Origin of the sequence: Desulfotruncus alcoholivorax DSM 16058 (genome assembly GCF_000430885.1) — a bacterium.
GTDB classification, from domain to species: domain Bacteria; phylum Bacillota; class Desulfotomaculia; order Desulfotomaculales; family Desulfallaceae; genus Desulfotruncus; species Desulfotruncus alcoholivorax.
Map to the genome: position 1 here is coordinate 69,774 of NZ_AUMW01000013.1, position 26,428 is coordinate 96,201.

31 protein-coding genes and 1 pseudogene are annotated in these 26,428 nt (G+C 44.6%); 15 read left to right on the forward strand and 17 right to left on the reverse strand.

The window, feature by feature from the left end:
* Positions 1 to 60: 60 nt before the first annotated feature.
* Positions 61 to 1,068 carry a sigma-54 interaction domain-containing protein gene (locus H569_RS19610; RefSeq protein ID WP_051273428.1) on the reverse strand — a complete coding sequence of 336 codons (1,008 nt, stop codon included), beginning with the start codon at positions 1,066 to 1,068 and terminating at the stop codon, positions 61 to 63.
* Between the two features lie 161 nt (positions 1,069 to 1,229).
* Here H569_RS19610 and H569_RS0107665 point away from each other — a divergent pair, with 161 nt between their 5' ends.
* From H569_RS0107665 to H569_RS0107675, 3 genes are all read left to right on the forward strand, one after another.
* Positions 1,230 to 1,982, forward strand: a complete 753-nt coding sequence (locus H569_RS0107665; protein WP_027364520.1) for an SDR family NAD(P)-dependent oxidoreductase — start codon at positions 1,230 to 1,232, stop codon at positions 1,980 to 1,982.
* Between the two features lie 83 nt (positions 1,983 to 2,065).
* Positions 2,066 to 2,866, forward strand: coding sequence for a class I adenylate-forming enzyme family protein (locus tag H569_RS19615; RefSeq protein ID WP_051273429.1), 801 nt, complete (start codon positions 2,066 to 2,068; stop codon positions 2,864 to 2,866).
* Positions 2,867 to 2,926: 60 nt separating this feature from the next.
* Entirely contained in the window at positions 2,927 to 3,751 is an 825-nt protein-coding gene (locus tag H569_RS0107675) for an enoyl-CoA hydratase-related protein (protein ID WP_027364521.1), read from the forward strand.
* 358 nt (positions 3,752 to 4,109) lie between these two features.
* Here H569_RS0107675 and H569_RS0107680 read toward each other — a convergent pair whose 3' ends face one another.
* Complete coding sequence (locus tag H569_RS0107680) at positions 4,110 to 5,513, reverse strand: Na+/H+ antiporter NhaC family protein (RefSeq protein WP_027364522.1); 1,404 nt, start codon at positions 5,511 to 5,513, stop codon at positions 4,110 to 4,112.
* 281 nt (positions 5,514 to 5,794) lie between these two features.
* Here H569_RS0107680 and H569_RS23575 point away from each other — a divergent pair.
* The 3 genes and pseudogenes from H569_RS23575 to H569_RS0107695 all read left to right on the forward strand — a co-directional run.
* Positions 5,795 to 5,941 (forward strand): annotated as a pseudogene (locus tag H569_RS23575) (zinc-ribbon domain-containing protein); the annotation flags it as partial.
* Between the two features lie 10 nt (positions 5,942 to 5,951).
* Positions 5,952 to 6,182, forward strand: coding sequence for a hypothetical protein (locus tag H569_RS23070; RefSeq protein ID WP_027364523.1), 231 nt, complete (start codon positions 5,952 to 5,954; stop codon positions 6,180 to 6,182).
* Entirely contained in the window at positions 6,179 to 6,916 is a 738-nt protein-coding gene (locus H569_RS0107695) for a protein kinase domain-containing protein (RefSeq protein ID WP_027364524.1), read from the forward strand. The genes H569_RS23070 and H569_RS0107695 overlap by 4 nt, the downstream gene beginning before the upstream one ends.
* A gap of 122 nt (positions 6,917 to 7,038) precedes the next feature.
* Here H569_RS0107695 and H569_RS0107700 read toward each other — a convergent pair whose 3' ends face one another.
* The 4 genes from H569_RS0107700 to H569_RS0107715 form a co-directional block, all read right to left on the reverse strand.
* Entirely contained in the window at positions 7,039 to 7,515 is a 477-nt protein-coding gene (locus H569_RS0107700) for a LysM peptidoglycan-binding domain-containing protein (protein ID WP_027364525.1), read from the reverse strand.
* Positions 7,516 to 7,938: 423 nt separating this feature from the next.
* Complete coding sequence (locus tag H569_RS0107705; protein WP_027364526.1) at positions 7,939 to 8,769, reverse strand: arsenite methyltransferase; 831 nt, start codon at positions 8,767 to 8,769, stop codon at positions 7,939 to 7,941.
* A 51-nt stretch (positions 8,770 to 8,820) separates the two neighbouring features.
* The gene (locus H569_RS0107710) at positions 8,821 to 9,135 is read right to left on the reverse strand and encodes an ArsR/SmtB family transcription factor (protein ID WP_027364527.1); all 315 of its coding nucleotides are present in this window, start codon (positions 9,133 to 9,135) and stop codon (positions 8,821 to 8,823) included.
* A 109-nt stretch (positions 9,136 to 9,244) separates the two neighbouring features.
* Entirely contained in the window at positions 9,245 to 9,571 is a 327-nt protein-coding gene (locus tag H569_RS0107715) for a lipoate protein ligase C-terminal domain-containing protein (protein ID WP_027364528.1), read from the reverse strand.
* Here H569_RS0107715 and H569_RS22475 point away from each other — a divergent pair.
* The gene (locus H569_RS22475; protein WP_157833485.1) at positions 9,561 to 9,854 is read left to right on the forward strand and encodes a hypothetical protein; all 294 of its coding nucleotides are present in this window, start codon (positions 9,561 to 9,563) and stop codon (positions 9,852 to 9,854) included. The genes H569_RS0107715 and H569_RS22475 overlap by 11 nt on opposite strands.
* Positions 9,855 to 10,261: 407 nt before the next feature.
* Here H569_RS22475 and H569_RS0107730 read toward each other — a convergent pair whose 3' ends face one another.
* From H569_RS0107730 to H569_RS0107745, 4 genes are all read right to left on the reverse strand, one after another.
* On the reverse strand, positions 10,262 to 10,978 hold the full coding sequence (locus H569_RS0107730; protein WP_027364530.1) for a metallophosphoesterase family protein: 717 nt from the start codon (positions 10,976 to 10,978) through the stop codon (positions 10,262 to 10,264).
* A 36-nt stretch (positions 10,979 to 11,014) separates the two neighbouring features.
* Positions 11,015 to 11,392 (reverse strand): ArsR/SmtB family transcription factor, encoded by a 378-nt coding sequence (locus H569_RS21250; RefSeq protein ID WP_051273431.1) that lies wholly within the window; start codon positions 11,390 to 11,392, stop codon positions 11,015 to 11,017.
* 59 nt (positions 11,393 to 11,451) lie between these two features.
* On the reverse strand, positions 11,452 to 12,516 hold the full coding sequence (gene arsB, locus H569_RS0107740) for an ACR3 family arsenite efflux transporter (RefSeq protein WP_027364531.1): 1,065 nt from the start codon (positions 12,514 to 12,516) through the stop codon (positions 11,452 to 11,454).
* Between the two features lie 321 nt (positions 12,517 to 12,837).
* Complete coding sequence (locus H569_RS0107745; protein WP_027364532.1) at positions 12,838 to 13,212, reverse strand: ArsR/SmtB family transcription factor; 375 nt, start codon at positions 13,210 to 13,212, stop codon at positions 12,838 to 12,840.
* 929 nt (positions 13,213 to 14,141) lie between these two features.
* Here H569_RS0107745 and H569_RS0107750 point away from each other — a divergent pair.
* Both H569_RS0107750 and H569_RS0107755 read left to right on the forward strand, forming a co-directional pair.
* Positions 14,142 to 14,516 carry a hypothetical protein gene (locus H569_RS0107750; RefSeq protein ID WP_027364533.1) on the forward strand — a complete coding sequence of 125 codons (375 nt, stop codon included), beginning with the start codon at positions 14,142 to 14,144 and terminating at the stop codon, positions 14,514 to 14,516.
* Between the two features lie 3 nt (positions 14,517 to 14,519).
* On the forward strand, positions 14,520 to 15,866 hold the full coding sequence (locus tag H569_RS0107755) for a 4Fe-4S binding protein (RefSeq protein WP_051273433.1): 1,347 nt from the start codon (positions 14,520 to 14,522) through the stop codon (positions 15,864 to 15,866).
* 120 nt (positions 15,867 to 15,986) lie between these two features.
* Here the strand turns inward: H569_RS0107755 and H569_RS0107760 are convergent, their stop codons facing one another.
* Positions 15,987 to 17,444, reverse strand: a complete 1,458-nt coding sequence (locus tag H569_RS0107760; protein WP_051273435.1) for a sensor histidine kinase — start codon at positions 17,442 to 17,444, stop codon at positions 15,987 to 15,989.
* A gap of 2 nt (positions 17,445 to 17,446) precedes the next feature.
* Positions 17,447 to 18,157 (reverse strand): response regulator transcription factor, encoded by a 711-nt coding sequence (locus tag H569_RS0107765; protein WP_081410924.1) that lies wholly within the window; start codon positions 18,155 to 18,157, stop codon positions 17,447 to 17,449.
* 264 nt (positions 18,158 to 18,421) lie between these two features.
* Here H569_RS0107765 and H569_RS0107770 point away from each other — a divergent pair, with 264 nt between their 5' ends.
* Positions 18,422 to 18,670 carry an SHOCT domain-containing protein gene (locus H569_RS0107770; RefSeq protein ID WP_034629878.1) on the forward strand — a complete coding sequence of 83 codons (249 nt, stop codon included), beginning with the start codon at positions 18,422 to 18,424 and terminating at the stop codon, positions 18,668 to 18,670.
* Positions 18,671 to 18,849: 179 nt separating this feature from the next.
* The gene (locus H569_RS0107775) at positions 18,850 to 19,215 is read left to right on the forward strand and encodes a hypothetical protein (protein ID WP_027364538.1); all 366 of its coding nucleotides are present in this window, start codon (positions 18,850 to 18,852) and stop codon (positions 19,213 to 19,215) included.
* A gap of 60 nt (positions 19,216 to 19,275) precedes the next feature.
* Here the strand turns inward: H569_RS0107775 and H569_RS21255 are convergent, their stop codons facing one another.
* Positions 19,276 to 20,643 carry a sensor histidine kinase gene (locus tag H569_RS21255; protein ID WP_051273436.1) on the reverse strand — a complete coding sequence of 456 codons (1,368 nt, stop codon included), beginning with the start codon at positions 20,641 to 20,643 and terminating at the stop codon, positions 19,276 to 19,278.
* Positions 20,644 to 20,646: 3 nt separating this feature from the next.
* Complete coding sequence (locus H569_RS0107785; RefSeq protein WP_034629880.1) at positions 20,647 to 21,339, reverse strand: response regulator transcription factor; 693 nt, start codon at positions 21,337 to 21,339, stop codon at positions 20,647 to 20,649.
* Between the two features lie 217 nt (positions 21,340 to 21,556).
* Between H569_RS0107785 and H569_RS19630 the strand changes: the two genes are divergently transcribed.
* From H569_RS19630 to H569_RS0107800, 3 genes are all read left to right on the forward strand, one after another.
* A complete protein-coding gene (locus tag H569_RS19630) occupies positions 21,557 to 22,096 on the forward strand; it encodes a PepSY domain-containing protein (RefSeq protein WP_034629881.1) in 540 nt (179 codons plus the stop codon).
* A 522-nt stretch (positions 22,097 to 22,618) separates the two neighbouring features.
* On the forward strand, positions 22,619 to 23,230 hold the full coding sequence (locus tag H569_RS0107795) for a phosphatase PAP2 family protein (RefSeq protein WP_027364540.1): 612 nt from the start codon (positions 22,619 to 22,621) through the stop codon (positions 23,228 to 23,230).
* A gap of 72 nt (positions 23,231 to 23,302) precedes the next feature.
* Entirely contained in the window at positions 23,303 to 23,593 is a 291-nt protein-coding gene (locus tag H569_RS0107800) for a hypothetical protein (RefSeq protein ID WP_027364541.1), read from the forward strand.
* Here the strand turns inward: H569_RS0107800 and H569_RS0107805 are convergent.
* The 3 genes from H569_RS0107805 to H569_RS19635 all read right to left on the reverse strand — a co-directional run bounded on the left by H569_RS0107805 (position 23,590) and on the right by H569_RS19635 (position 25,844).
* The gene (locus H569_RS0107805; RefSeq protein ID WP_027364542.1) at positions 23,590 to 24,558 is read right to left on the reverse strand and encodes a sulfite exporter TauE/SafE family protein; all 969 of its coding nucleotides are present in this window, start codon (positions 24,556 to 24,558) and stop codon (positions 23,590 to 23,592) included. The genes H569_RS0107800 and H569_RS0107805 overlap by 4 nt on opposite strands.
* Before the next feature lie 94 nt (positions 24,559 to 24,652).
* Complete coding sequence (locus H569_RS0107810) at positions 24,653 to 25,474, reverse strand: extracellular solute-binding protein (protein ID WP_027364543.1); 822 nt, start codon at positions 25,472 to 25,474, stop codon at positions 24,653 to 24,655.
* Complete coding sequence (locus tag H569_RS19635) at positions 25,464 to 25,844, reverse strand: PadR family transcriptional regulator (RefSeq protein WP_051273438.1); 381 nt, start codon at positions 25,842 to 25,844, stop codon at positions 25,464 to 25,466. Before H569_RS19635 ends, H569_RS0107810 begins: the two co-directional genes overlap by 11 nt.
* 430 nt (positions 25,845 to 26,274) lie before the next feature.
* Between H569_RS19635 and H569_RS23450 the strand changes: the two genes are divergently transcribed.
* The gene (locus H569_RS23450) at positions 26,275 to 26,424 is read left to right on the forward strand and encodes a hypothetical protein (protein ID WP_261339968.1); all 150 of its coding nucleotides are present in this window, start codon (positions 26,275 to 26,277) and stop codon (positions 26,422 to 26,424) included.
* The last annotated feature ends 4 nt before the right edge of the window (positions 26,425 to 26,428 follow it).

Here is a 26,428-nt window from a genome sequence, read left to right on the forward strand (position 1 = left end):
TTTTACAAAAATGCAAGCTAATAATCTACTACCCAGGGGATTTTACAGCTGCTGCTTTCATTAATGCAAAATTATCTTCATTTTTTTAAGTTTTCGGCAAATGGTAGCTTCACTGACATCTAATGCACGTGCTATCTGTTTAAGTGTTTTATATTTTTCTACGGCCATTTCGAGTAATTGTCTTTCCAACTCTTCATTGGCTTTTTTAAGGGTGATGATGCGGTGAACAGTAACATCTTTCTCATCCGACTTCTGCCTGTTTATGTTTAAGTAATCTTTAATCAGTATTTCCGGTGTGATTACTTCCATAGGATCTGAAATAACATAAATTCTCTCTATCAGGTTTTCTAACTCGCGAACGTTGCCTGGCCAATCATAAGACAGAAATATCTTTACCACTTGGTTAGAACAATCTCTCCTGACATTATATTTTTCTTCAAAAACTTTTTTAAAATAGATAATCAGCGGCATGATATCTTCTCTCCGCTCGCGTAAGGGAGGGACTTTTAAAGGAATAACGTTTAACCTGTAAAAAAGATCCTCCCTGAATTTGCCTTCCAGCACCATTTGCTGCAGGTCCTTATTGGTTGCAGCAATGACCCGGGTATTTATTTTTCTTGCCTCAGTGCCGCCAACACGAACGATCTCTTTGTCCTGTAATACCCTTAAAAGCTTGACCTGCAGGTGCAAAGGCAAATCGCCAATTTCATCAAGAAAAATAGTGCCATTATGAGCCTCTTCAAATTTGCCCGGCTTCCCTTCTTTCCTGGCCCCGGTAAAAGCACCACGCTCGTACCCAAATAACTCAGACTCCAGTAAGCTTTCGGGTATGGCACCGCAATTTATCTTTACCATGGGTTTATTGCGATTGCTATATTGATGAATAATGTTAGCTATTATTTCCTTACCAGTACCTGATTCACCTTGAAGCAAAACAGTGCAGTCAACTTTGGCCACTTGCAGCGCTGTTTTTACCAGTTCCATCATTACAGGGGATTTGGCCACGATACCAAGATTAAACGGGTAATCACAAGATTCAAAATCTTTTTTCAATTTAACACCGGTCAATACGCTTCCCTCCCGGTTTAAATGAATTTAACAATATAATAACAGACAATAACTATGTAAAACATATCCCGTTAAAAATTATCCAATTTAACCAGTTCACATTTGAGGCATGATAATTGCATTATAACCTTATATTAAAAATAGCTAAAAGGGGGATTTCCATGAAGTTGGACCAAAAAGTCGCTGTTATAACAGGAGCAGGCAGGGGAATCGGTAAGGCAATTGCATTAAAATTTGCCCGGGAAGGGGCACGGGTTATTGCCGCGGACCTTGACCATGGTTCTGCAGCCTCCGTTGCCGGTGAGATAGAATCAATAGGTGGTGACGCACTGGCTGTTAAAGTAGATGTTTCAGATAACCTATCAGTTGATAGTATGGTCAAAGAAGCTTTAATTAAATATGGAAAAGTCGACATTTTAATTAATAATGCCGGCTGGGATAAAATCGGGCTTTTTATGGATAGCTCCGAAGATACCTGGGAAAAGGTGATAGCGATTAACCTTAAAGGCACTATTATATGCTGCAAAGCATTGTTGCCCCAAATGATGGAAAGAAAATACGGCAAAATTTTAAATGTTAGTTCCGATGCCGGCCGTGTCGGGTCCTCCGGTGAAGTGGTATACTCCGCAGCCAAAGGAGGAGTTATAGCTTTTTCCAAAGCTTTAGCCCGGGAAATGGCAAGATATAAAATTAATATTAATTGCCTTGCCCCCGGTCCCACGGACACCCCTTTGTTTGCAGAGGTTGCCGCTGATAACCCAAAAATTGCTGAAGCCTTAATCAAATCAATTCCTTTGCGCCGGCTTGGGCAGCCAAATGATCTGGCCAACGCCGCGGCATTTTTAGTATCCGATGATGCCGAATATATTACCGGGCAAACATTAAGCGTCAATGGCGGGCTTAATATGTTATAAAGATTAAAATTCAGGCTAGCTGCCGCCAATAATAATCTAAATTTTTAAAATTATTTGATACTTATACTGGAGGTGCACTAAAAATGCTGCACGATTTACAAGTAAAAGAACCAAGAGATATTAGCATGTTAAAAGGCATTGTGACCATGGGGGCCCCACTGGAAAAAGAAGCCTGTATCAGATATCAAAAGGTGCTTACTCCTAATATTTTTAACGGGTACGGCACAACAGAATCATTCTGGAACTCATTTCTCAGACCCTTTGATTTGCCGCAAAAAGCCGGCAGCGCGGGCAGGTCCTGTACGGATGACGACATCGCAGTGGTTAAGATTTACGAAGACAGGCTGGCCGAACCCAATGACTACGTGGACAAAGATAACCGGGAAGTAGGCGAGGTTATTGTTAAATGTCCCAACAAATGCACATACACCTATATCAACAATCCCGAGCAGAGTAAAAAACGCTTTTATCAAGGGTGGATGTACACAGGTGATCTGGCAACATGGGATAAATACGAATATGTGACAATTGTCAGCAGAAAGGACGATATGCTCATTTCAGGAGGTGAAAACGTCTACCCTGTGCAAATTGAAGAAGCTTTAAATGAAAATCCCAAGGTTGTTGATTCCGCCGTAGTTGGATTGAAGGACGAAAAATGGGGTCAAATAATAGTAGCCTACGTAGTCAAAAGTGACCCTGATCTGGATGTTCAGGAGCTTGACCGCTATTGCCTGGAACATCCCATGCTGGCAAGATATAAAAGGCCGCGCTATTATCGCTTTGTTGATCAATTGCCCATGACTGCAACCGGTAAAAAAGTTCATTACAAATTAGCTGATCAGGTGGAAAGCGACTTTAAACAGGGCTTATTAGAAAAAGTTTAAGACCAAAGTATATTGTTAAACCTAAAAAATTTCAAAATTTCATTAAATATGGAGGTAATCATGGAGTTCAAAGATATCATGATAGAAAAAATTAATGGCCGGGCAAAAATTACAATAAACAGGCCGCAAAAATTAAATGCCTTTACCAATTTAACAATACAAGAAATGATTCAGGCGCTTTTGGACGCCTGGAACGACAAAAACATAGGAGTAATCATAATTACCGGAGCCGGTGACAGGGCTTTTTCGGTAGGGGGCGACCAATCAATTCGCGAAAAAGGAGGCTACACAGGCGCATCGCAAGAGCAAAACGAAAGCCGGGAACCAATGGATAACCTGCCTCTGGCCAACAGCCACGCACTTTTACTGCAGGTAATAAGAATGATACCCAAACCGGTCATTGCCATGGTTAATGGCTACGCCATAGGTGGTGGCCATGTAATCCATGTGGTTTGCGATTTGACAGTGGCGTCAAGCACGGCAAAATTCGGCCAGGTCGGGCCAAGGGTGGGGAGCTTCGATGCCGGTTACGGCAGCGCCTATCTGGCCAGGGTAGTGGGCGAAAAAAAAGCGAGGGAAATCTGGTACCTGTGTCAGCAGTATACTGCTGAAGAAGCCCTGCAAATGGGTTTGGTAAACAAGGTTGTGCCACCCGAAAAATTAGAGGAAGAAGTCAATAAAATCTGCGACACCTTATTATCCTACAGCCCGACTGCTTTAGCGGCTTTAAAAACTTCCTTTAACGCCGACACCGAATCAATCTGGGGCATTCATTCCATGGCCGGGGTGGCCTTAAATCTATATTACGGTACTGATGAAGCCATGGAGGGTAGAAATGCTTTTATGGAAAAAAGGAAACCCGACTTCGGTAAATTCCGCCAATAGACTTCTACATAAGTATGAGCAAAAGAAAAGCGCAGGATCTGAACTGCGCTTTTTTATTTCAGCACAATGAACTCCCTGTGTAATAACCGGCAATGTTTTTAAACTTAAATCAGTCCATTTAAGGCCAATTATACAACCTTAATGCTATAAATTAAAAACCCGATGTGTGAGCTGGATCATAGCTGATACAAATGCATTTAAGGGTATAACGTATTTAAGACGGAAGTTTTAAATGACGTAAAACTGGGTGAAAAAGTGCAGGTCGCCGATTTTTTGGACTTCGGCGGCTACTTTTACAACAGGAGCCATGCCCTGTTCAATGGTTAGAGCAATAGCGGCACCGTAAATTTTTCCTTTATCAAAATACAGCAGCTATAAAATATAAAACCGAGGCAATACCTGCCGCTATCAATGCGGATTTAAGCTTGTATTTGGCGTATTCAAGTACAGGCAAATCCATGATTTTAGTTATGGTGACAGTATCGCCGCTCAAGGGGGAAGCAAAGGAACCGAACGTCCCGCTGGCAAAAACGGCTCCAATAACCAGCGGCAGGGAAGTGTGCGCTACATGTCCCAGGGATATGCCCAGCGGCATCAGGATACCCCAGGTACCCCAGGCGGAACCGATAAAATACGATATAAACGACCCGAGTAAAAATAAAACCGGGGGCACAAAAAGTTGCGGAATCCAGCCGGTATTTTGGGTGACGAATTTAGAAAACCCAAGGTCATCCGTTACTCCCGTCAGCCCCCAGACGATGGCTAACAGAAGTATAACTGTCATTAATTCGTTTCCTCCAATGATAAAATGGCTGATAATTTTAGTTAATGCTATTTTTTGAACCGTAAAAAATATTACAGTAATAAAGAAAGTCACCAGCGCTGCTATAACCATGGCTTCCAGAACGTCAGCATTAAGGAAGGCTTGAAAGATTGTCCTTCCTTTTTTATAGCCGTCCAGCCAGGTAACAAAAAATGTTAATCCCAACAGCAAGAGAAGAGGCACCAGCAGGTTCAACGGTTTGGAGGGAAGATCCTTGGCCACAACCGGGTGACAGTCGTGCCAATCTTCCTTATTTGTATCCTTGCTTTCAGTTGCAGACACTTTATTACCCTCGTCATGGTGGAAAAAACTTAGATAAAGTCCCAGGAGAAGGATAGAAATGGAAAAAAAATTAAAAGGGATACTTTTGATATAAAGGGCATAAGCATCGGATGCAATACCCTGGTTTTTAAGCGAAAGGTGGATAATTGAAGTCATATATCCGACAAAGGCAGTGGCGACCGGTACCATTACGATAACCGGTGCTGAAGTAACTTCAATCATATAAGCCAACTCCCGGGCAGGCATTTTTAACCTGTCCAACAGGGATCTTAAAATTGGTGTAATGGTTACTATGCGAAAAGTTGGAGTGCTGAAGGTTCCCAGGGTGGAAAACCAGGTAAGCACCAGTGCGCCGGTTTTTGTTTTTATTCTTGTAGAAACCATTTCGGCAAAGCCCTTAATTCCCCCGGCTATTTTAATTATCTCCACCAGGCCTGAGAATAAATAAAGAAAGATAATGATCTTTAGATTATTCTTATGGGTTAAGCCCTGGATGATGTAAAACAGCATTTTTTGCAACCCGCCCAGAGGTGACGGGTCGACCAAATAGGCGCCGGTGATTAACCCCAGTGTTAAACCCGGGATTATCTGCTTTGTCCAAATTGCCACGGGTATTACCATTAAAAAAGGAATAATTGAAAGCCAACCGGAATCCACCGTTTAACCACCTCGACTGCCATTTGTAATAGTTTTGCCCAGTTATTGATTATAAGATGATGAAATGTTATAAAAATGCGGGAAAAGCTTGACGTAATCTACCGGACATTGCGCATACCAGCTAAACTTTAGTGAATTTTTTAAAGAAAACAGTAAAATGGGGCTAGTTTGATCTATACAGTGATTGTTGGTTGGTGTTTTTGTGGTATACTTAAAACAATATACAATTTATGAAATAAATTACTAAAGTTTAATGAACTAAATCCAAGGAGGATTGCGTCATGAGTTGCCCAAATTGCCAAAAACAACTACAGGGAGATTTTAAATTTTGCCCTTATTGTGGAATAGAATTAAATAAAAACCTTTCCTGCCCTTCCTGTCATAAACAGCTTCAGCCGGAATGGACCGCTTGCCCCTATTGCGGCAGCAGCTTAAAAGTTGCATTTAACAGACCTGTTTCACGACAGCAGCGGCCATCCCACCAGGAGCCGGATTATCACTATCAGCCTCCATATTCGCATGGCCATTACCACGGTAGTAGTTCAGGCAGGCACCGCCGGCACAGGAAGGGACTCTTGGGGCGTCTTTTTTCTTCATGAAAAGAACATCCATGGATTAGGGATTATAGAATTGAGGAGTATCTGGGCCAGGGCAGTTTTGGCGTTGTGATTAAAGCCAGGCGCAACAACAGTTTATATGCTATAAAGGCATTGATTAACAAAGCTGAAGATGTCGAGCTGTTTTTGGCGCACAAACTGGAAGCCGATATCCTCAGCCGGTTAAACCACCCCCGGATACCGGGGTTCGTTAATGCCTTTACATATAACGATGTCCATTACATTATTCAGGAATATATTGAAGGTCTGCCACTGAGTTACTATATTCACAACGGCTGCAGGTTTGATGAGGGCGAGGTTAAGCCGATACTTTTTCAACTGCTGTCTATTCTTGATTACTTGCATTGTCCTTCCCAAAAGGAAAACGCTGTTGTGCACCGTGATTTAAGGCTGTCTAATATATTGCTTAACAGCAGTAAGATTTATCTTCTAGATTTTGGATTGGCAAGATATCTTGATCCTGCTAAGTTTCCTTATGTACCGGATCCAGTGTCAGGAAACAATTCGGAATGCTTAAATAGTCCGGCCTCCCCCAGAATTCCCGGAGCAGAAACATACCGTCTATTGCGCAGAGATATATCACCCAAAAGTGACCTTTTCGGAGTTGGAGTGGTAGGTGTTGACCTTTTTACAAACCTGGTTGAGAACCCAAATCTAAATGCACCATGGCAGAAAGTGCTTCCACTATCTATAGACTTTATTAACTTCCTTAAAAAACTGCTCAGCCAAAAAAATAACTTTAAATCAGCCTCAGAAGCTATGATGCATTTGGAGTTGATACAGTAGTGAACTAGCATGAAAGGGCCAAGCGATAGCTGGCCCTTTCCATTAATTCTCCTGGTTATTTTTGAAATGTACCACAGGTTTTAAAAAAGCGACCTCCGGCACCACGCCGAAGACCGCTTTTTTTAAGGTTTTTTAGGTATTTTTAGTTTTTGACCCAATTGCAAAATTGATTCAGGTGTTATGCCATTTAACTCGGCTATTTTAGATGCATGAATCTCCGTGCCATAATATGCAATGGAAATGCCAGTTAAAGAGTCCCCCGGCTTCACCTCGTATATTGTGTAATTTTTATCAGTTTGTTTATTCTCCGATTGCTTGCCTTCCGCGGAGTCGCTTTTTGCTTCAGTATTATTTTGTGTACTGTCATTATCCAGATTTTTTAAGTTTGCAACTTCTTCTTGAAGAGTTTGTACCTCCACCTTTAGCTTGCTATTATCTATCATTAAAAAAAGTCTTTGATTATTGACGTACCAGACGCCAGCCAAAGATGCAATTGCAAGCAAGCAAGACAAACATGCAAATATTTTCCAACCAATTTGTTTATTTGTTTTGTTATTTTCCTCGATATCATTTACGTTAATATTCTCAAAATCAGTCATATTTAACAACATCTTTCCGTTTTTCTATATAATTAATATGGTAATTATACCATAAAAACATTAGTAATCCTAACTTAAATGTTTTTCCACACCTATAACAACTTCTCCCAGCACGCGAAAAATAGATGATAAACCCCGGATTAACCATTACTTCCTCAGATGGGAACCGCCACAACAGACAACTTGCCAGCATTTACAAATTGCCATGCAGGTTTATCCATGTTAAAGTGAAATGCTCCCTCATAATCAAAGGGAGGTTTTTTAACTTACATCAACTAATTATGGAAATTACTCCGGTCATACCTCTCCAACCTATGGCAACCCGTTTGACATGATGAAACAGAATTTATTGGTTAAAGCTAATGCCGCCCGTTATGGGCGGCTTTTTTTGCGAAATTGCAGATAAAATAAAGTAAGGATTTATTATCCCGGTATTAATCTTCCGGCAGGTTTTTTGGCACGAATAAAGGCGCTAAGTACTGCACCATTTAATTCCTTCCGTTCTGTCTCCGATAAATTAGGTAAAATTCTTTCTGTCTGTTGACTACTAAAGTCATAAACCCGGGTGACCTGCAACTCCACCTCGTTAAACCCTGAAGCAACGAGCTTATCACGATACTCCTGTTCCTGTAAAGCTCCGGCAATACACCCAGCCCAAGCTAACAAGTCCTGCTGCACTTTTTGTGGCAGCGGCCTTGTCAGTACGATATCGGCCACCGCAAACCTGCCGCCTGGTTTCAACACCCGGAAAGCTTCTTGGAACACCCGGTCTTTGTCAGCCGACAGATTAATGACACAATTGGAGATGATAACGTCCACACTGTTATCCGGCAAAGGAATTGACTCAATATGCCCCTTCAGAAATTCCACATTGCTCAGACCAGCCCGTTTTTGGTTGGCTCTCGCCTCGGCCAGCATTTCGTCAGTCATGTCAAGACCATATGCTTTGCCGTTAGGTCCAACCCGGCGGGCGGATAACAGGACATCCAACCCGGCACCGCTGCCCAGATCCAGCACCACCTCTCCGGGATGCAGTTCTGCCAATGCGGTCGGGTTACCGCAACCAAAAGAAGTTGCCACCAAGTCCCGGGGCAGGTCATCCATTTCATGGTCCTGATACAGGTTTCCGGTAATCATATTAACCTCTAAAGGATCTCCCCCGCAGCAACCGCTTCCAAAACCACAACAACTGCTTTTTTGGGTAATTGCTTGAGCATACTTGAGTTTCACCACTTCACGAATGTCTTCTTGCAAAACCAGTACCTCCTTGGATCAACTTTTTTTGATTTAACAATTTAAAAAAAATTAGTCCAGTTTAAAATCCGCCCGTAATTGTTCAAGAAATTGGTTTAACGTTTTTGTTTTAATGAAATACATTTTCCACTTACCCCTTGGCTCTTCAGCAACTATACCCGCCTCCACCAATTCTTTCATATGATACGAAACACGGGATTGGATCATGCCCAGCTTGGCCATAATTTCGCAATTACAAAGTCCAGTTTTACCTTCCACTTCTCCTGGAACAGGACAGCATTCCTGATTATTTTGGGCAAGCATAAGCATAATTTTGTGACGCACAGGGTCACTTAGAGCCTTGGCAATTTTTACTGTGTCTATCATGGCATTAATCATATCAAATTTATTTGATTGATGCAACAAGAAAAGTAATACATTTTACCTTGCTAAACCGGGTATGGTCTTCGAGATTGTGAAAAGCCCGTTTAAGTACCTAAAATAAGCACGTTAATAACTGTTGGGAGGTCAGCCCGCCGATGTATCGCGAAACGTCCACCTTCCCCAGTAAAGATTGTAGATTTGCCTCTTCATACCGCTGGCCGGTCAATAGAGCCTCAAGTTCTTCCACCGGTTTATGTTCAAAAAAATCTCCGTATATTTTACAGCTTTTGACCATCCCCTGGTTGATATTTAAATTAAGCGTGAGGCTTCCCCCGGCAAAGATCAATTCTTTTTGGAAATTAAACGCGGGAGAGCTGCCGAAATTCCATTCCCACGTGCCGTACTTGGCGCTGCAGCGGGTGCCGGGGGTGCACAACATACATGACGTGCACGCCTGGAGCGTTACCAGCGACATTCCTACCTTCACTATGCACGCCATTGTTGATGAGCATGTGAACGGGCAGCTTTTACTGAATAAGTGCAACCTGATTTTGGCCCAAAAATTCGGCATTTTTCAAAGCACCATTCAACTGGAGCAGCAATGCAGCATGGCCGGGCAGACAACCTGCAATTTGCGCGAATTTTACCGGGAAAGCGATTCAGGCCATGTCCATAAAGGCCACGACCATGAACACTGCTGCGAGCACCATGCCAACGCCTGATATACCTAAAAGGGAGAGAATCCAATCTCTCCCTTTTTTGGCATGTATAACAACATAGACCTATACACAATAAATCTTCTAATTTCATCCACCGCCCATTTTCTTGCCTGGCGGCAATAACGGTTGTTTTGAGCAATGGACGGTAATATGGGCGATACCACCCAGTTGTCCGCCATCACCGTAAAGCCGGCGAGCCCCAGGATTAAAAGTAATTTCTTTTACATAATACAAACTTCCTTATATATTAATATAAATATTTTATAATATGATTAGATTGTAATACTGCGTTTTACTTCTGTCAAGATATAAATTGTTATTTTTTTCACTAACACCTTAAACATCACACAAATGCTTAATATTAAAACACCAGCCGAAATGTACCGGCCGGTGCTGTATAAATTTGTGAATCAACCGATACCCGTCCTTAAAATCGCTGCGAATTCAGCGGGCAGTCCCGCCTTTTCTACGGCCCGGGCCGCTGACTCACAGTCATACGGGACTTTGATAAACTCCACCCGTATATCTTTACCCATGTCTACCAGCGCGTACACCGCCTGGGGGTCTCCGTGTTTGGGCTTGCCCGCGCTGCCGGCGTTGATTATATGCCGTCCATCAACAACCCGGTGGTACGGCAGGTGGGTATGACCGCACACCAGCACATCGGCCTTTGCTTCCTGCAGCATGGGAAGTATACCGGCGGCTGGCGCGTCCTCGTACAGGTACTCGTTTAGCCGCCGCGGGCTGCCGTGTACGAACAGCACCCTGCGACCGTGAATCTCTTCAACAATTCTCTCCGGCAGGCCCAGCAAAAATTCCCTGCTTGCCTCCCCGGTATGTTCCAGCGTCCAGGAAATTGATTTCACCCCCGCCTCCAGCGCCTGCTCATCTTTGTAGTCACAACCGCAGACCATACGCCGGTTGGCGATGGCGTCATCGTAATTGCCCATCACTGTGGGGATGCCGCTCTCACGGACGGCCTGCACCACCGCGTCGGGATAGGCCCCGTAGCCGACCAGGTCGCCCAGGCAGACCACCCGGCCCGGCCCGCGGTTCCGGATGTCGGCCAAAACTGCTTCCAGGGCATGTTTATTGCCGTGCACGTCGGAAAATATTGCAATTCGCATACCTATACCCCCTACCGCCGCCTTACCCGGCCGGCGTTAATTAATTTTCCTGTTCCTTGCTTTAAGGCAGGAGTGCATTTCTTTTTCCATGCGCAGGCAGGCATCGTAATTCCGGTGGGTCTGCCGGTTTTTCAGATTGTCGCATATTTGATCAAACAGGTCTTTATTGACACAGGCCAGCCCTTGGGCAAAGGCTTTTTGATTGATGGAATAAAACACCCAACGCCCGTCTTTGTCATCATTTAATATGCCGCTTTTCCTTAAAAGTCTGAGGTGGTGGGAAACAGCGGGCTGTGACATGCCCAGCTCATCCATGATTTCACAGACACACATATCCCGCCGGGATAACATTAAAATAATTTTCAACCGGGTCTCATCTGCTAAAATTTTAAAGAAATCCAATACAGTATTCATTATTCTTCCCCCAAAAGATACAGCCGGGAGCATGGCCGCATCCCGGCTATTCACTTGCTTTACCTGGTGGTAGTAACCCCGTGGTCGAAATATTTCCTCTTAAAAGAAAGGGCTACGTTGACCAGCCAGATCATCACCGGCACTTCGATCAGCGGGCCGATTACCGCGGCAAATGCCTGCCCGGAATTGATGCCGAACACCGCCACCGCCACCGCGATGGCCAGCTCAAAGTTATTGCTGGCGGCGGTAAAGGAAAGGGTCGTGGCCTGCTCGTAGTTGACTCCCATCTTTTTGCTCATAAAGAACGAAAACAGAAACATGATTAAGAAGTACAGGACCAACGGTATGGCTATCCTAACCACATCAACCGGCAGGGTGACGATATAATTGCCCTTTAAGGAGAACATCACCAGGATTGTGAACAGCAAAGCGATTAAGGTTAAAGGGCCGATTTTGGGCATAAACTGCTTATCATACCATGCCTTGCCTTTTATTGGCACCAGGGTAAAGCGGGTAATAACACCGGCCAGAAAAGGTATGCCGAGGTAAATAAACACACTTTTGGCCACCTCTCCCATCGAAATATGCACTTCCGAAGACGCCAGACCGAACCACCGGGGCATCAGGGTAATGAAAAAGTATGCGTATACTGAAAAGAACAGCACCTGGAAGATGGAGTTTAATGCCACCAGGGCTGCAGCGTATTCGGAATCGCCTTTGGCCAAACCGTTCCAAACAATGACCATCGCAATGCAGCGGGCCAGCCCGATAAGAATCAGGCCTGCCATATATTCCGGATAGCCCCGCAGGAAAATGATGGCCAGAAAAAACATCAGCAGCGGTCCGATGATCCAGTTCTGCACCAGACTAAGTCCCATGACCCTGCCGTTGGTAAACACTTTGCCGATTTCCTCATACTTCACCCTGGCCAGAGGCGGATACATCATAACAATCAGGCCGATGGCTATGGGGATATTGGTGGTTCCCACCTGGAACCGTCCCCAAAAACCGGCGATTTGCGGGTAAATGTAACCTCCCGCCACCCCCACCGCCATCGCCAGGAAAATCCAGAGCGTTAAATACCGGTCCAGAAAATTGAGCTTGCCAGTTACTGAATCGGTCATATCATTTAGCCTCCTATGCTATTATAAGATAACAATTGTTTTACACTCGTTTATAACCAGGTCTAAACCCCAGCATGCCCACCGTGCCGGTATTAATTAAATCTTGTATATTTTAGGCGTTTTAGGCGAGCTGAGGCCAAATCAATCAACCACTTTATCTTCACCCCCTCAACGATATTTATATAAAATTATTTTTATATATTAGGCAAAAAAATAATACATATCATGTACCGTGCCGGTATCAATTTTAACCTTATATACTCCAGGCGCGCTGTGGTCACAGCATTTGGCCGTATTTAATCACCCTTCACAAAATATAAATTATGGCAGTGGCCCGCCTTGTTTGCATAAGACAACATTACAGTCACTGTCCAGCTGTTTCAATCTTGCATATTCCTCTTTGAATTCGGCTAAATCCTCCAAATCTTTTTGGAAAGTGTCGATCAAGCTGTTAAATGTTTCGTCCAAAAACTCCATTTGCAGCAAATAAAAGGTGCGCTGGGCATCTTTTTTTTCTTTGACCAGCCCGGCTTCCCTCATTACTCTCAAATGCTGCGATATCCTGGGCTGGCTTATTTGCAAGATGCCTTCCAGCTCACATACATACATCGGCCTCACCGAGAGCAGTTTTAAAATTTTCAACCTCGTGGGTTCGCCAAGTGCTTTAAAAGTTTTAACCAACCTGTTTATATTCATTTTAAACCCCCATTAGAAACTGTTTATCTTTAGAAACTGTTTATATAATGATAATTTTATTTAATAATAATGTCAACAATATGCCCCCGGCCTAATGGGTAATTGCTTAAATGAAGTTATAATTAAATAATAATACATTTATTATCTTTTAGTTTTCAAAAAATCAGTTTTTAAGGATTGCAGTTATTTTATTGAACCTATCGTTGAAAGCGGCAGTGCCATGACCCCTGAACAACTATTGCTTTTATCCCTGAATGAAATTGCCAGACGCCGGTGAAATGTGATCAAATAGCGCCCGTGTAGCGCTAGCTATGCGGTGACCATTTGCGAACGAATTTAAAAAAGCTAGTACTGTTGGATAACAATGCTGGTTTTTAGCCGAAATGACATAAGAATGCATGGGAATTACGAGTTCGCTGCTATCTATCACCTTTAGAATACCCGCCGATAGCTCTAAAGTATCGCGCGCTTTGAAACAAAAGCAACCCCCATCTTTGCGGCAACCAAACGATTGAACCCCTGCGAAGGACAGGGTATGCCAATGGAGACCAACCCAAAAAATAGATAAATTTTTTGAATTAGACCCGGGTGGGCGGCTGACACCCGGGCCTATTATTTCAGGCCTGATAACGTTAATAATTTAGTTATAGCCAAGGAACCATTATCTATAAAAAGCACGTACAGCCTTATGAATTAATTAATTATTTATTAACGGTGTTATAAATCGCCAGAAGCATTAATACTTTTGTGACACAAATGTGACATTTTTGATAAACCTTTGTAAAACTCATTAGCTATAATCTAAAAGATTAGTTTTGGAAATAGCAAGAAATCCATAAGAAAGGAGTATTAGAAAAAGACAAAACGACTAATAATCCCGGAGCCCAAGGCCCCAAAATTAAAAGTATGAACATGGAGAGTGAGGAACAGTGAGACATACCAAAATATTGATACCGGCACTCATTCTTTTTTTATTTATTTTACCCCTAACTGTTTATGCTGCAGAAAACCATTCCAATCACGGAGTTTCTAATGCAGCGGGTAATCCTGGCGATGTCATGGACATGAGCGGAATGAATCATGACAACACGCAAATGGATGGCATGGATATGGATGGCATAAATATGGAGAGTAATACACAGCATTCAAATGGAGGCAGCCATAATAATTCAGATCATGGCAGTGTTTCGGGCAAAAGCAGTTTGAATCAGTATAAGAATGAGGTAGTTGGCGGTTTCGCAGGGCTTAATGGCATGATAATCGCTGCCGCAGCGTTATTAAGAAGAAACAGGCAGGGGGTATAAGTGATGGCCGGACGCAACTTGCTGGAAATACCAATGGTAAAATCTTTTATCAAAAGCAAACTTTTCCCTGCCCTCTTCCAGTGGCCCACGGCTTTTATCTTTACGGTGGTAATATACCAGCTGTTATATGGGCCGTCTTCCGCTCATGACAACTTCGGCACCGCCATGACCTGGGTGCTCTGGTGGCCGGTAATTCCCCTGGTGTTCCTGCTGTTCGGAAGGTTCTGGTGTGCCATTTGCCCATTTGCCACCTTGAATGATCTAGTTCAGAAATGGGTGGGCAACAACCGTCCGGTGCCGGCCTTTTTGAAAAAATACGGCATCTGGATTATTGACGCCATTTTTATTCTGATTACATGGGCAGACCATGTATTTGGAATAGTGGAATCACCCCGGGGTTCGGGTTTATTGCTTCTAATGATAGTCACCGGGGTTGTTATTTCCGGGGCGTTTTTCGAGCGCAGGACATGGTGCCGTTATCTGTGCTTTCTGGGGGGGCTCTCGGGCAACTACTCCCGGGCCGGTGCGCTGGAACTCAGGGCCGACAGCAAAAAATGCAGTCAGTGTAAAGACAAGTTTTGTTTTAAGGGTAAAGATAATGTAGCCGGATGCCCAATGTTTGAACTGCCCGGTGTCATGGATTCCAGCGCCAAGTGCAACTTATGCGGCAATTGTGTTAAGGTTTGCCCAAATGATTCGGTTACTATCAAGGCCAGAGTGCCGTCCAGGGAACTGTGGTTTATTAAAAGACCCCGGATTGAGGAATCGTTCCTGGCCATAATTATCATGGGGATTGTTTTCGTGCAAAACATTACCATGCTGGAAATATGGAAAAAAGCCCAAACTTTCATCGAAGGTATAACTGGCACCAGCAGCTATGCCGTTACTTTTACCGTAACCTTCATTATTGCAATGTCTGTACCTGTTGCCGTTCTGTATTTAACCAGCTGGTTAGCGGGCAAATTCAACGGAGAGAAAGCAGTTTCCAATTTCATCAAGTTTGGTTACGCACTGATCCCTCTGGACCTGGCAGGCCACCTGGCGCATAACTTGTTCCACCTGCTGGCTGAAGGCAAATCGGTACTCTACACAGCCATAGCCATGTTTTTGCCGGGATATGAAGGGGGTTCCGCAGCCCTGGCGTCTGACGGCACAATACAGGTTATGCAATTTGCTTTAATTGCCATGGGCTTATTAGCATCACTGTTTACAGCCTATAAAATCAGCGGCTTCAATTTTAGCGAAATGAGAAAGATTATTAAGACTTTTTCATCCTACGCAGTGCTGCTGGTCGTTTTAGCCATTTTCAACATTTACCTGTTTACGCTGCCTATGAGTATGAGGATGTAAAAACGTTAGCTTAGCATAAAATAATGTGAGGCTGTACCCATTAGTTACTGGGTACAGCCTCGCCTTTTTACCCACCTTTTGGCACGCCGGCTCACTCCGGATAAGGAAGGCGGGGATTTATTACTTGGGGATGACAAAATAAAAAGTACTTCCCCGCCCCGGCTTACTGCTGACATCTATTGAGCCGCCGTGGGCTTCTATTATATTCTTGGCAATAGCCAGTCCCAAGCCGGTGCCGCCGCCTGTTCTGGCGCGTGATTTATCCACCTTGTAAAACCTCTCCCAGATTAACGGCTGTTCTTCCGGTAGTATTCCCGGCCCCGAATCGGTAACGGAAACTTGTACTGTATCCTTGAATTCCTTTAGGGATACTTTAACCTGGCCTCCCGGCGGGGTTACCCGCACAGCATTGTCAATAAGATTGATCAGAACCTGCTTTATGCGGTCCGGATCGACTTTAACGGTATATGAACCAGGCACGAAATCCAGGGACGCTGTGATTTGCTTATCTTTAGCCAGGGCTTGAAATTGCTTAAACACCTGGCTGGCCAGATGGGCAAGAGAAACTTCCCGCGTTTTCATTTCCAACCGGCCTGCTTCAATTTTGCGCAAGTCCAGAATTTCGGCAACCAGCCTGCGCAGCCGGAGGATTTCTTCATGGATATCCGCCAGGTATTTGTTGCGTTCAGCTTCTGATTCGGCCATGCCGTCCATCAGCGCTTCAGTATACCCCTGGATAATGGAAAGGGGGGTGCGCAGTTCATGCGAAACGTTGGCCACAAACTCACGCCTGGTTTTGTCCAGCCGCTCCAAAGTAGTAATTTTTTCTTGCAATTCAGCCGCCAGGGTATTTAAAGAATTGGCCAGTAAACCGATCTCGTCCTGTGATTTCACTTCGACCCGGCGGGAGTAATCGCCAAAGGCCATTGACCGGGCTGCCCGGTGCATTTTCAGCAAAGGGCGGGATATGGTGCGGGATAACAACAGGCTCAAAACAGTTGCCAGCACAATGCCTATCATCCCGGCATAGAGGGTATTTCTCTGCAGGGTGCCGATACGCTCCTCTATCGGTCCCAGGGGTGAACTTAACATAACTGCGCCGGTTACTTGTCCTTCATTATATAAGGGCACCGCCACAGTTAATACATCCGAGTTCAAAAAATGATAGGCCCCCCGGTAAGAGACGGTCTTTCCCTGCATTATTGCTTGCAAATCGGATTTCTTCCAGGGCAAATCATGATGACCTACCACACTGATTTTTTCGCCGGCAACATTTTTCATGCTCATGCCCATGCCGATGCAATGCACAATATAGCCCTGCTTGTTTATAACCATAATGTTGCCCTTAAACGCTCCGGCCAGGGTAGATAAAAGGTTAACGTTCATGTTTTGGTCATTAATGTTTTTAATAGTCGATATATGCTTGGCCTCGCCGGTCAGCAGTTCCAACTGCTGGTTATAGTATAATTGCCTTAACTTGGCGGTTTGGAGAACGCCGGTAATATATAAAATTATCAATACCAGCGTGACCATAATCAGCCATAGTTTTAACACCACGCTTCTACGCAGAATGTTCATTTTTATTTCACCTCAAATCTATAGCCAACTCCCCATACCGTCGAGATGTAAGACGATTTATTCCCCGATGCTTTGAGCAGTTTATCCCTTAAACGGTTTACATGAGTATCCACCGTACGGGTATCACCCATGTAGTCATAGCCCCAAATGGTTTCCAACAACTCTTCCCGGGTGAATGTGCGCCGGGGCGACCTGGCCAGCCGGTAAAGCAGCTCGTACTCCTTGGGGGTAAGGTTTACGGCCCGGCCATCAACCAATACCAGGCGCAGCTCCGGATTAATGGACAGGCCCGGTAACTGAATAATGTGAGCTCCGTCAGGCTGCTCCGGGAGTGGCGCCATCTTGGTGCGGCGCAGCACCGCTTTTACCCTGGCCACCAGTTCCCGCGGGCTGAAAGGCTTGGCCACGTAGTCGTCGGCGCCCAGTTCCAGGCCAAGTATACGGTCCATTTCATCGTCCCGGGCGGTGAGCATAATGATGGGCATATTGGAGTTTTTTCTTACTTCCTTACAAACCGCCCAGCCGTCAATGCCCGGCATCATCAGGTCCAGGACGATTAAATCCCACTCTTCATCTTTGTATAAATCCAAAGCGCTCTGCCCGTCGGCAGCTTCCCCGACCTCAAAGCCTTCTTTTTCCAAATAAAGCCGCACTAATTCGCGGATTTTTCGCTCATCATCCACAACCAGTATTTTTTTAGTATTTTCCATCATCCTACCCTCCAATTGCGATATCATGTTTAACCTCAGCCAGCTATCTTAATTAACGACATTTTCTTCTATATTACACATTTATTTTATATTCTTTTTCAATTAAATACCAGCATGTGCAGGCTAAAAGACCAGTGCATATGGGCAGCCCCTTCATTGTTACAAAATTGTGATACTTATGCCATACTTCTGTTAAATGTTTAGTTTATAGTAGAGTCAAGCAAGAAAACATAAACAAATAGAACATTCGGAAAGGAGGTTTTGCCCATGATGGGATTTGGATTCGGTGGCGGTTTCAGCAGCCTGGGCTGGGGATTGTCCATGTTGTTAAGCATGCTGCTGCCGGTGGCAGTTCTGGTAGGGATTATTTACCTGGTGCTTGCTTTATGGGACCGCGGACGGAGAAATGTAGCGGCCGGTGGGCCGGAACCGTTGGCTTTGCTGCAGCGCCGCTATGCTAAAGGTGAAATTACCAAAGAAGAATACGAGCGCGTTAAAGAGGAACTCAACCTATAATAAGTAACCCCGGGGGCTTTATATGCCATAAGTTCATAAAGGAGGTTTGAAGCAAATGCTTAGAAAACAATGGATGTTAAGACAAGTGGCTCACTGTAAGGGCGGGTGCCGTAGATGGTCCCGGGCACGACTTTAAACTGCCTGCAAATAATGCAAAAAATTTAAAGGAGGAATTTTTTATGAAAAAAAGGTTTTGGTTTTTAGCCGTTGCAGGTATTCTGGTTTTGGCTCTGGCAATTCCCGCTTTTGCGGCAGTAACAGTGCAAACACCGCAGGGACAGGACACACAGAACCAGCAATGGTTTAATCAGATGTTTGACTGGCACCAAAAGTGGCTGGATAATGCTCAAAAGAACGGCCAATTGACACCGGACCAGGCCAAGGCCTGGAAGGAGCATTTTAACTACATGCGGGACTTTCACAACAAGTATGGCATGGGTATGATGGGTGGCTTTACCGGTGGCTATGGCATGATGGGTGGTTATAACGGCGGTTATGGCGGCATGATGGGTTCCGGGTATGCTAATGGAGCCCAAGCTAAGTAAAAGATAGCTCTTTTGTAATTAAAAACCCGGGTGGCCGGCACCCGGGTTTTTAATGTTGGTTTAGGCTAAAGGTAACACTATTGTAAATATACTGCCGTAATCAAGCCGGCTTTTTACAGTAATCATCCCCCCATGGGCTTCAACAATTTCTTTGGCAATGGCAAGGCCCAAGCCAAAGCCTTTACTTTGGCTGCGTGCCGGGTCCCCTCTGTAAAATCGATCAAAAATCCTTGATAGATCACCTTCAGCTATACCCTGTCCGGTATCAATAACAGAAAGTACTGCTTTCTTTTTTTCTTTTTCAGTAGCAACATTGACGGTAATTTTCCCCCCGGGCCTGTTATATTTAATGGCATTATCAATCAATATCCATAGAACGCGGCGTAAATAATGTTCATCTGCTGCCACCATTGCGCTTTCCACATGCCCAAATTCTATGGTCAGGTTTTTTGCTATAGCTTTGGCCTCCTGCACTGCTTCTTCCGCCAGTTCAATTAAAGAAACAGGCCTGGCAACCAATGGAGGCTTAGTCTGCAAGCGGGCCAAAAGCAGCAGTTCGTTAACCAGTCTTTCCATTGTTCCCACAGCTTTCGTTATCGCCTGAACAGACTCGTTCACAATCGACGGGTCATTTTTCCCCCACCTGTTTAGCAAGTCAGAATAATTTTTAATCACTGTCAAAGGCGTGCGCAAATCATGGGATGCTGCAGTCACGAACTCCTGCTGTCTGTGAAAACCCTGTTCCAAGCGGTCCAACATTTGGTTAAAGGTTTCCGTGAGTGTGTATAGCTCGTCCCGCGGGCTGTGCAAATCAATGCGCCGGCTTAAATCTGTAGTACTTATCTGCCTGGCCGTTTGGGTTATGCTATGCACCGGCCTTAAGGCCGCCCTGGTAATCAAACGTCCTCCGGTTATAGTCAAAACCATCCCGCACATAGCCAGTAACCCCAAAACACCGGCCAGTGTTTTAAGAAACCCGACCTCTCTGTCCAGCGGCTTGGCTACCTGCACCAGCGCATTGTCTGAAAGTATGGCACCGGCCATAAGTATTTTTTTACCATGAAAAACAGCTGTGCCGGGAGGGCCAATATAATCAGAAGGTAGAATATTTTTCCCCAAAGCCCGGGAACTATTCAATACACGTCCTTTACGGGTAGTAATTTGTACCCAGAGAATGCCGTAATCCGCAGAGGAGGTTAACTCGGGGTCATTAAGGTCCATGTGTTCGTAACTTTCGTCATAATTATTGTTTGCAACTTCAGTATCAGTTAAATCTTGCACTTTGGCCACAGCCATTTCCACTTCCCGGCTTGCCTCGGTATAAAGCAAATATCGCATAACCCCCAGGGCCGCCGCACCACAAATAAATAAAATAGCCAACAAAATTGCGGCATACCAAATGGTAAGGCGCCAGGTTACAGAACGCATTAATTACTCACCCCGCAATGTATAGCCTACTCCCCTTACAGTATGCAGCAGTTGCATGGAAAAGGGCTCATCTATTTTAGCACGCAGATAGCTGATATATACATCTACTACATTGGTATTGCCATAGTAGTCATAGCCCCATACATTGGTTAGAATAGTTTCCCGGCTTAAGACAATACCGGCGTTTTCCGCCAGATAGCACAACAGATCAAATTCCCGTCTGGTGAGGGGGATTGCTTCCCCGTTTCTTTTTACCTGTCTTGTATCGCAATTTATAATCAGGTCTTTTATTTTAATTGAAGTTCCATCGCGTCTTGCTGCCGGTGACTGGCGCAAACGCGCCCTGATTCTGGCCAAGAGCTCGTCAACCGCAAATGGTTTGGTTATATAATCATCTGCTCCAATATCCAACCCCTTAACTTTATCAAGTATGGCATCTCTTGCGGTTAACATGATAATTGGAATACACGAATATTCCCTTATACGGCGGCAAACCTCAAAACCGTCCAGACCCGGCAGCATAAGGTCTAAAAGCACCAAATCCCACCTGCCGTCAGTAATCTTACCAAGCGCCTCATAGCCATTCTGTGCCGTTTCTACATGAAAACCCTCGTGATTCAGCTCCAATTGGAGAAAACGGGCCAGACTTTCCTCATCTTCAACCACCAGAATATGTGGTTTGATATTGTTAGCCATCACGTAATCACCCCGTTTATTGTACAAAAAGAAGATTAAAAAAACATTAGAACTGATTCTAATATTATTTTAATTTTTCTTTAATCATTTTCCAAAGTTAAGAGTTTACATTTATAACAGGTTTGAAAAGGGGGTGTTTAAATTTATTTTAGTTTAAAGCTCATCATGGGTTAACAACAGCATTACACTTTAAAATTTGCCAAAGGGAGGAATTAATTTGAACAAGAAATTAATGTCGTATTTGGCTTCCGGTATTTTAATACTAGGAGTAGCTGCAGGTGCGGGCGCTTACAAGGCGCATACGGCCCAAGCTGCCGCTCAAGACACCAGAGCAGCAGTATCAGTAACACAAGAAAATAAACAACAGGATGAGCAACAACCAACATATGAAAGCTCTGTCCGTATGGCAGACTCACAGGACGTAAAAGAAATAAAAGATAAAGGCAACGAAGCAGCGGAGAGTAATGCCCTGAAGCAACTGGCCAAGATTACGGCGGAGCAAGCCCGGGCCAGCGCTATGAAGGCCGTTCCGGGGCAAGTAAACAAGGTATCACTGGACAATGAAAATGGCAATGTAGTATACAGCGTGGAAATTAAAACGGTAAAAGGAACTACGGACGTCAAGATAGACGCCGGTAATGGCAAGGTATTAGCCCGGGATTTTGAACAGGACAATAATCAGGATAAAAACCTGGCAAACGATCGAGAAGAAAGTAATGACGGTCCGGATAACGACAACACTGAACATGAAGATTAAAATAACCTTTTTCCCTTGGATAACACAAGCGGCACTGTTTAGTGCCGCTTGTTAATGAAACTACCAGGAGGTTTTTTTGCCCAAATGGGTATGAACAGGGTTCAGGAAAAGCAGGTATTAGATAAGTGTGAACTACCCCTCCCTTCGCTTCGCTCAGGAAGGTGCTTCCAAGAGCACAAGCAAAGTTGCGGGGCTTCCTGGTTCATAGTAGGCCCTTACTGCAACCTAACTCCCCAGGCATTTGACCGCCGTTCCAGCGGCACAGAATGTTATGCCAAAGCTACGAAGCCTATCTTATTAATGGTTTTGGGTTTGGTTCTTTTATTAGCTAGTTCCATTATATTTGCCGGGTGTTCTGCCGGTAATCACATCCTTGGACAAGGCTCGACCAAGTGTGTCCAGCATGTCCAAATCCATTATTTTTGTTCTACATGTTTAAAAACTAATCAATTCTAAGGAAATTCTAAGTATTAACCGGTACTATATTAAATGTAGGCTATGCCATAATGGGGGGTAAATGATATGAATTGGTTTGATCTGCAATGGTTTCAGTTTTTTAACGGCCTCTCTGGCAGAAGCTCAATGCTTGATTTTCTAATAACCTTTTTTGCAAACTACTCTTTGGAACTTTATGCTCTTTTATTTATTATTGCGTGGGTGACGCTGCCTAAGCGGGAGGTCAACCGCCGTCATGCATTGGTGGTTATGGTTTTATCCGGGGCTCTAGGGCTGGCTGTCAATGCTTTGATTGCCCATATCTGGTTTAGGCCCCGTCCCTTTACTGTGCTGCCCAAAGGGACGTTTTCCCAGCTTATTCAGCACGCTGCCGATACTTCTTTCCCCAGCGACCATACTACAGGCAGTTTCGGGTTTGCTGCCGCCTCATGGGGTAAAGCAAATTATTGGGTTCGCATAAGTTTTACTTTGTTAGCTTTTTGCACTGCCATAGCAAGGATTTGTGCCGGAGTACACTGGCCCACCGATGTTCTTGCCGGAATAGTAATAGGATCTTTAAGTGGGCTATTAATGTGGAAATTCAGTTCGTTTTTGCGGCCGTTAACTAATTTCGGTTTGCGTCTTTTTCGCTATGGCCAATTTGCAAAACAAAATACTTTACCCTCTACCCGCAGTTAAAATTCTTTATTGTAGCTGCTTCGGGTTGCTTAATCGGACGAACCGTTTCATATTGGGCAGGTTATAAATTAGGTGTTCCATTTTTCCCAAAAAACGGTCACCGCTTCCACTTGGGACCGGAAAGGATGGAAAAAACCGCTTGGTGGTTTTGTAATTACGGAAATTTTCAAAGGTTATTCACCATCGCTATCCTCGATAATAGTTGCATTTTTCTTTTCTGCAACCATGCGGGTGCCGGTGGCTATCGCTGCAAACCAACTCTCCCGCACTGTGCTGCAAAATACAATTGGCGCCCACCTGACATTATTTGCAGTAGCCCATCAGTGTGCCATAGCAAAACAGCAAATTGACATTTTTTATTAAATAAAAAACTGAATAATATACTGCAGCGCCAGGAACAGAATCAATGCCGCCATAATGACTTTCACAATGTTCTCCTTGAGATACTTTTGAATATACGCGCCGCAGTATGTCCCGAGCAGGCCGCCAACCCCGAACAGCGCACCCAGCGCCCAGTCGGGCGCTACATTGGCGGATGCGCCCACGGCAGTCATCGCCAAAATGGTATAAAATACCACTCCGGCGATGGAAGTTAGAAACGTCCCGGCCAGGGCCGCCCCGGCTACGGTGTAAACGGGCAAACCCAGAATGGAAACGCAAAAAGGTGCAATGATAGCGCCGCCGCCGATACCGTAAATGCCGCCAATCAAACCCACCGCCAGCGCCAGCGTAAAAATGGTCATGGTGCTGAAGGAATAAGTTTCACCCCAGAATTCATATTCAATTTTGGACAAGGAAAAACTCTTGGTTTTCACAATAGCATCCGCCGGCAGCCCGGCGGCTATTTTTTTGTTGCTCTCCGCTTTAATCTGAGCCACCCGTTCCTTAAACTTTTGCTCCAGCGCTTTGTTTTGCGCCTTTTGTTTTTTAGAGCCACCGGTAAATTCAGTGACAATTTTGATCCCCAAATATAACAATACGCCGCCCATAAATAATTTAAACGAACGGGGGTCGGGCAGGTACTTTATCCTCACCCATGAACCCAAGAAAACCCCCGGCAGAGTGCCCACAACCACCACCCAGGTCAATGGCCGGGCCATCCGCCCCTCTTTGATATACCTGTACAGGCCGCCCGGAATGGCAACGATATTATAAATCAAGTTGGTCGGGCTGACCGAAGGACTGGTGAAGTGCAGCACACTCACCTGAAAAGGCAGCAGTAAAAATGCGCCGGATACTCCGGCGGAGGCTGTAATGGACGAGACAATAAACGCCACCAGCGGGGGAATCAGCGGGTTAATCTCCACACCGGAAACAGGAAAATACAATTAGATGCACCCCTTTTGATAATTTAATATGTATAATCCACATTAAAAATCACATTAAGAACCATCCCCAATGTAAACAATGTGAAATGTTATTCTAACAGGGAATCAGCCCGTTTGCTTCCAATATTTCCTCCCCCCGGGGCCCTGTGAGAATCTCAATAAACTCCCGGGCCAGCTCTTTTTGGTTGGAATTTTTGGGTATAGATACGGCAAATTCTATGGGTGCGCCCAAAATTTCCGTCTCCAGGCCGGGATAGTTGCCTTCTATAATAACCTTTGCCCGGGCGTAATAATCAGCATGACGGGGGTCACTAAGATTAATTTCCACTGGGAACCGGATATATTGCAAATTCATTTGCTTGGACACAGACAAGTACTCAAAGCCATAGTCAATTTTACCCTCCATCAAGGCCACGGCCAGGTCGAGTGATTTGGGGTATAAGTTGCTCCAGCCGTTTTCCAGCGACTGGTATAAACCCGGCCTGGCGTAGTATTGTTCCGCCAGCTGCCACAGCATCAAAGTCCGGTAACCACAGGGGTCAAGACGGTGATCGGAACGCGCGTATTTAATAGTTGGGTTGCCCAGCAGCACATCCATCCAGTTTTGCCCGTTAATTTTGTTGCTGTCCGTTGAAAATTCATCAAAGGCCAGCACCATTTGGTCGGCAGCAAAAACAAAGGAGGTATCCACAAACCGGGGTATTAAAATATCGTTAAACACCTGGTAATCCGCCAGGGCAATCACATCTACAATTTTGCCTTCCGCCACGGCTTTGGCGCAGGCCCGGGAACCTGCGTAATCAAGCTCAACTTTTAAATTAGGGTATTTTTCCCAAAGGATATGGATGCATTCTTTGATAGGCTTTCTTAACGCGCCGGCGTGCAGTATTTTCAGCGCGTTCGGGTCAGTTTTCATCAATATCCCCCCTTGCCGTTAAATCTTTATACTCATTTAAAAAATCTTCAATTTGCTGCTTTTGCTGCTCCAGTTTCAGCACAGCTTCCCGCAGGGCTTTAATCCCATCTTCGGTGATGTCGTACTTTCTCCTGGCCGGCCCGGATTCGGAAGCCTCCCAGCTGGATAAAACAAACCCTTCTTTTTCCATGCGCCGCAAGTTCCGGTAAATAGTGCCCGGCTCCACAATTTCACCTTCATGCAAAGCATTAAAGCTTTGGATCAGTTCATAACCGTGGGTCGGTTTTTTCAAAATAAGCAAAAGAAGCATGGGCTGGATCATTCTGTCCACAGAAACACCGGCACCATTTTCAGTTTTTCCCGCAATCATTTTTACCTCCCCGTTCAAGCGACCGCCCGGTCACCAGATCAAAACCACTTGGCCGTAGTCCGGTTTACAATGAAAGATATCCTTGATTTTGCACAAAACTAGCATCGGATCATTTTGATTAAGCTGGACGATCTATCTTTCAAGGACATGCTTGAGAACATAAACCTATGTGCATCATGCACTTATCAATGCTACAGACATAATAGCATCTTTTCTGTAGTTATACAATAGGGTTTTAATTATTGCGGTGGCTTTAATTGTTTTCTGGCGCAAAGACCGGGAAAAAACCGGCGCAATTTATAAGGAGTATTTTATTGACTAACATGTGAAATATAGTACAATATTGTTAATGAGTATTTTAACTTATTTTTAACATTTTCTTTGCGCTTTTTTAACATAGTCTGGCCCTCAAGGGTGGTGGTGTGCTATATTGGTTAGCCTCACTAATGCGTCCATTATAACCTTAAAACAGTCTTTAGGTTTTATTTTAGGGGCAGGTATCGGCACTACTATTACCAGGGCCAGCATTCAGAGAGATGCGGCTTGGTGCCAGGCCGCATCACCATATAGCGGCATGTGATTTG